The 2,006-nt window shown below is 70.0% G+C and carries 1 protein-coding gene and 1 pseudogene; both read left to right on the forward strand.

Annotated elements, in window-relative coordinates:
- A pseudogene (locus tag VFZ20_RS21455) lies at positions 1 to 205 on the forward strand (hypothetical protein); the annotation flags it as partial.
- 448 nt (positions 206 to 653) lie between these two features.
- A complete protein-coding gene (locus VFZ20_RS21460) occupies positions 654 to 1,901 on the forward strand; it encodes a bifunctional 3,4-dihydroxy-2-butanone-4-phosphate synthase/GTP cyclohydrolase II (protein ID WP_329685994.1) in 1,248 nt (415 codons plus the stop codon).
- Positions 1,902 to 2,006 lie beyond the last annotated feature (105 nt).

Raw genomic sequence — 2,006 nt, forward strand, 5'->3', positions numbered from 1 at the left:
GGAGCCCGGCGTGTGCCAGGTGTCCATCATCCCGTTCACGTGGGAGCACACGGCCATCGGCGACCTGGCCGTGGGCGACGGCGTGAACGTGGAGGGCGACATGATCGGCAAGTTCGTCCGCAACCTTCTGGGCGCGCCGGCGCAGGGCGGCGGCAGCGGCCACATCGGCCCCGAGCACGTCCGCAAGGCGTGGGGGTACCAGTAGGGTTCGTCGAAGAATCGCGAGCGGAGCGGGCACTCGGCGCGGGCGGGGCGCCCCCCTCCCCGACCCTCCCCCACAAACTGCGTGGGGGAGGGAGTGGGTTCCAGCACCGGGGGTAGTCGTGGCGCGGAACGCCCTGGATGCGCGGTCCCGCTGTCATCCTGAGGGGCCCTCAGGATGACGCATCGGGGTGACGGAGTGGTTTCCCGCGTCGGAGTACGCCGATCAGCGGAGCCGCAGTTGCAGTGCTCCCCCTCCCCCGCGAAGCGGGGGCAGGGGGTCGGGGGGAGGGGGCCCTCGGCGGGCGAGAGACAGCCTGCCCCCGTGCTGAAAGTGCAGTTCTCCCCCTCTCCGCGAGGAACGAGCGGGGACGGGGGCCGGGGGGAGGGGCCGGTTGCTGCCGGCTTGATCCATCCCGTTCCAAGATGAAGTTTTACGAGCGAGGCAACCCATGCCGTTCGACAGAATAGAAGACGCCCTCCAGGACATCCGCGACGGCAAGATGGTGATCGTCGCGGACGACGAGGACCGCGAGAACGAGGGCGACCTGGTGTGCGCGGCATCGGCCGTCACGCCGGAGATCATCAACTTCATGGCCACGCACGGGCGTGGGCTCATCTGCCTGGCGCTCACGGCGGAGCGCGCGGACGAGCTGGACCTGCGCCCCATGAGCGAGCACAACACCGAGGCGCTCAGCACCGCCTTCACCGTCTCGGTGGATGCCGCCGCGCGCCACGGCGTGACCACGGGCATCAGCGCCTGGGACCGCGCCAAGACCATCCAGGTGTGCATGGACCCGGAGAGCAAGCCGGGCGACCTGCGCCGTCCCGGCCACGTCTTTCCCCTCCGCGCGCGGGCGGGCGGCGTGCTGCGCCGCGTGGGGCAGACGGAGGCGTCCGTCGACCTCGCGCGGCTGGCGGGGCTGGAGCCGGCGGGCGTGATCTGCGAGATCCTGAACGACGACGGGACCATGGCGCGCCGGCCGCAGCTGGAGGAGTTCGCGGCCAAGTTCGACCTCAAGTTCATCACCGTCGCGCAGATCGTCGCGTACCGCCTGCAGCGCGAGCGCCTGGTGCACCGCGAGGCCGAGGCGACGATTCCCACGCCGTTCGGCGACTGGCGCATCATCGCCTACCGCAACGACGTGGACCAGCACGAGCACGTGGCCATGGTCAAGGGCGACGTGGAGGGCCAGTCGGGCGTGATGGTGCGGATGCACAGCGAGTGTCTCACGGGCGACGTGTTCCACTCCATGCGCTGCGACTGCGGCGAGCAGCTGGACGCGGCCATGGAGCAGATCGAGCGCGAGGGCCGCGGCGTGATCGTCTACCTGCGCCAGGAAGGGCGGGGAATCGGGCTCATCCACAAGCTGCGCGCGTACAACCTGCAGGACCAGGGGCTGGACACGGTGGAGGCCAACGAGGCGCTGGGGTTCCGCGCGGACCTGCGCGACTACGGCATCGGGGCGCAGATCCTGCTCGACCTGGGGCTGTCGTCCATCCGCCTGCTGACCAACAACCCCAAGAAGATCGTGGGGATGGACGGATACGGCCTGTCGGTGGCGGAGCAGCTTCCGCTGGCCGTTCGCCCCAACCCGCACAACACGGGATACCTGCGCACCAAGCGCGACCGCATGGGCCACCTGTATCCGCTGGACGAGCAGGACGGGCCGATGGCGGACGAGCGCGGGGTGGCGTGAAGGGCAGTGCGAAAGTGCGAAAGTGCGAAAGTGCGAAAGTAACGGCCCCGCGCTTCGCGTCTTGAGATGAAGTTCTCCCCCTCCCCCGCGAAGCGGGGGAGGGGG

Source organism: Longimicrobium sp. (genome assembly GCF_036280135.1).
Lineage (GTDB): Bacteria > Gemmatimonadota > Gemmatimonadetes > Longimicrobiales > Longimicrobiaceae > Longimicrobium.